The following is a 3416-nucleotide window of genomic DNA, read 5'->3' on the forward strand; positions in this document are numbered from 1 at the left end:
TTTTCTACAGGTTATCCCAGTTTAGAAATCTTTGCAACAGAACCTGAAGGAACTGTGGCATACCATATTGTTAAAGTATCTTTCAAATCGGATTCTGCTGGTCAAGAAAGTGAAGAGATTCTAAATGAAAGATTAATTGATGCAGAACAGATACAAAAAGGATACAGAAAGTTAACAAGTATTCCATTTACACCAACAACAATTGTTCCCAACAAAAAACCAGTGATAATTGTTGAAAACTTTTTACCAGGATGGATAGGTGGAGTTAGAATCATTGTAGAGCCTACAAAGTAAGACTTGTAAACTAGCTTCTAATAAATGTATTTAAAAAAGAAGAAACACAGAGATTTTTAGCTCTGTGTTTCTTCCAGTTTACGCTGATTGATTGCTCGATAAAGAAAACCTTTTAAATAGAGGCGAACGAGATGACTTTTACGAATGCTTTGTTATTAGCTGGATATGAAAAATATCTGATTCTGTTATATCTAGCATCTTCATTTTTAAATATTTGAGTAAGTTGGCGTACTACCCCATCAACATCAGGTTAAGAAATTGGTTGTTCCCCAACTGTAAATAGATAAAATTTTCGTTTTGGAGGTAATTCAAAATATTAGCTTGATGGGCATGTATGGTGACCCCTAATAACGTACACATTAGTCAAATAAGTAATTATTGTACTTTCGATATAAAGTTATGAACTGTCTTATTAAAAACATGGGGTTGACAAAGGTTACTTGGGTCAAAAGAATCATTAATAACCTGTATCTCTGAATTTTTTATTAAATTAGCTACTTGTTTCATCATCTGAACACCTAATTTAGTATAGTCTCCAACCAAACAAAGGGTCGGAGCTTCTATAATCGATAAATGTTTATTAAATTTAATTTTATTTATTGCTTTTCTTTGAATTTTAGCTTCATGTTTTCTCATGTTAAACATTACACTTTCCATCTCTGTGCTAGCCAAAGCCCATCTTTTATACGAGGCTTTTGTTAATTGGGCTAACCACTTTTTAGGAAAATTAATAACCCAAGTTTGGTTAGCACCAATCATAGCTAATAATTTTTGAAAGGAATCAATGGACGAGTCACAAAAACTATCCACTATTACTAATGCCTTAACAGTTTCGGGATAAGTAATGGCTAACTTTTGAATTAAAACACCGCCATACGAAACTCCAACAAATATTGCAGCTTCAATCTTTAAAAGGTTTAAAATTTCCTTTATATCGTTTGTTTGCATTTCCAAAACACTTTCAAAGTGACAGTCTAGTTTTCCAGAATTTCCATTACCTCTTAAATCTATTAAAATTACTTCGAAAAAGTTTTTAAAATACTCTACTTGTGGTTTATACATCGAGGAAGAAGCACCTAATCCATGTATAAAAATAAGAGGTCTCCCTTTACCAAAAGATTCATAAAATATTTTAATTCCGTCTTTAGTTCTTAAATAAGGCATTTCTCTCCCCCTTAACACAAAAATTTCACCATCATCTTCTTATTTTGCTTACGTTAGTTAAGTACATTCCCTCAAAATCTTCTATATATACTTTAACAAAATATCTAATTGCCTATTAAAGTTTTATTCCACAAAATGGCCCGATTGTTGTACACAAGTTAAACAATACTCTTCAACTAACCTGCCCGTTGAATAAGAAACAAAATTTATATCGTGAACTTAGATAACCTAAGTGTATTTCTGTATCTGATGAATTACAACTATTTGCTCAAGAGATTCAAAGCTTTTTATCTCCAAATATCTTACGAGATCTTGCTAGAGATGTTGGTTTCGTGCAACGAACCAGTAAATACCAAGCAAAAGATCTAGTCGCTTTATGTGTATGGATGAGTCAAAATATTGCTACGACTTCTTTAACTCAATTATCCAGCTGTTTGGAAGCATCAACAGAAGTGCTCATCAGCCCTGAGGGATTGAATCAACGATTTAATCAAGCGGCTTAATTCAAAAAAATGAAACCCGTTAGGGTTTATTTCGTATGTAAATCTTTAAATTCCCTACACGTAGCCTTTAGAAAAAAGAAACAACCTCTACTATAATTGACGTTGTATGAGCTTAGCTTGATAGCGATGGGGTCTCGTCAGCATTTTGGAAAAAAACCACGCTAAGAAAAAATACAATAAGCCGTCCATTTGGACAGCTCATTTACATAATTCTCGTTATCGATAGTCAATGTATCTATGGAGTTATAAAAAGCATCTTAGTTTAAACTAAAGGGGCTTTTTCAAAAAACTTTAATATAATTTTTTATGATCAAAAATCGAATCAGTGTAAGCTACCTGATATAGAGTTGGTTCATATTTCTGTGCAATTTTTTCTGCTTCCTTCATGTGAATAACGGCCTCAGGATTTTTTAGCATAGCATAAAATGCGTTTTTATCTTTCCATTGGGCATAGTTTACTACTTTTGTTCCATCTAAACTTTTATGAAAGTTGGCAGAAATAAATCCTGGAATCTTATTCATTACTGTTTCTGTAGCATGAATTAATAGATTTAATAATTCATCTTGTCGCTCAGGTTCGACAGTAAATACATTGATTAAAGTAACACATGGATTTTCTGTACTAATTGTTGTCATAGAAATTCTCCTATTCATTTTTAGAGTGCAATCTTAAGAGTTAAATTATACCATTTAAATTTGCGTAAGTTAGTTTTTTTTGTGTATACCCTATACATGCTCGGTTAACATAACGCATCATTATTGGTAGCGAAGACAAGGCGGACCCCTACTCTCACAAGGAATCCACCTTTTTCCCTTTCTATGACTCTATTTATTTTTTTATACATTCTTATCCTGGTGCGGGTTTTTGGGTTCCCGTTTGTTACTAAATTAGTCGAAAAACTGTATAAAATCCTGCATACTCTTAGCGTGGGTTTTTTCTGAAATGCTGGCTTTATCCCATGCCTATCAACTTAAGAAAATAAATCCACCCCAAAACGAAAATTTTGTGTCTTTTGTAGCAACGAAGTTCATTTTTATCGTTTTGGGGGCAACCCGTTCTATTAGGTTGATCGGCATTGGGCGTTTCGAATGCTTAAGTTGATGGATGTGTATGGTGACCCCATACCCATCAACTTAAGAAAACAGATCCACCCCAAAACAAAGAAATAAGCTTTTTATTACAAGTTAACATAAAATTTCGTTCTGGGGGTACTATAAAATTTTAGCTTGATGGCAATGGGGTGTACCCATAATAGACAAATTCCTTAATAAAAATAGATGAAATGATATTTATAAGTTCAATAAATTGTATCTGGAAATAAAAGTGAGTCTACACGTATCTCGGTCGAACCCCTATGCATTTCATCAATCATTCCCTTGACTCTCCATTTATAGTACTGTATAGTACTAATATGAAAAAAAATACACTTAGTAATAAAGATATTGCTCTGCAAT

General features: G+C 32.8%; 2 protein-coding genes and 2 pseudogenes. 2 read left to right on the forward strand and 2 right to left on the reverse strand.

Annotated features, from left to right (window positions below):
- Positions 1-294, forward strand: a pseudogene (locus Y7E_RS30680) (hypothetical protein); the annotation flags it as partial.
- 375 nt (positions 295-669) lie between these two features.
- On the opposite strand, the gene Y7E_RS0128665 reads toward Y7E_RS30680, so the two are convergent.
- Positions 670-1458, reverse strand: coding sequence for an alpha/beta fold hydrolase (locus tag Y7E_RS0128665; RefSeq protein WP_017154613.1), 789 nt, complete (start codon positions 1456-1458; stop codon positions 670-672).
- A 236-nt stretch (positions 1459-1694) separates the two neighbouring features.
- Here Y7E_RS0128665 and Y7E_RS32445 point away from each other — a divergent pair.
- A pseudogene (locus tag Y7E_RS32445) lies at positions 1695-1958 on the forward strand (IS4 family transposase); the annotation flags it as partial.
- 294 nt (positions 1959-2252) lie between these two features.
- On the opposite strand, the gene Y7E_RS0128670 reads toward Y7E_RS32445, so the two are convergent.
- Positions 2253-2597, reverse strand: a complete 345-nt coding sequence (locus Y7E_RS0128670; RefSeq protein WP_017154614.1) for an antibiotic biosynthesis monooxygenase family protein — start codon at positions 2595-2597, stop codon at positions 2253-2255.
- Positions 2598-3416 lie beyond the last annotated feature (819 nt).

It is taken from the genome of Bacillus bingmayongensis, from assembly GCF_000299035.1.
GTDB classification, from domain to species: Bacteria; Bacillota; Bacilli; order Bacillales; family Bacillaceae_G; genus Bacillus_A; species Bacillus_A bingmayongensis.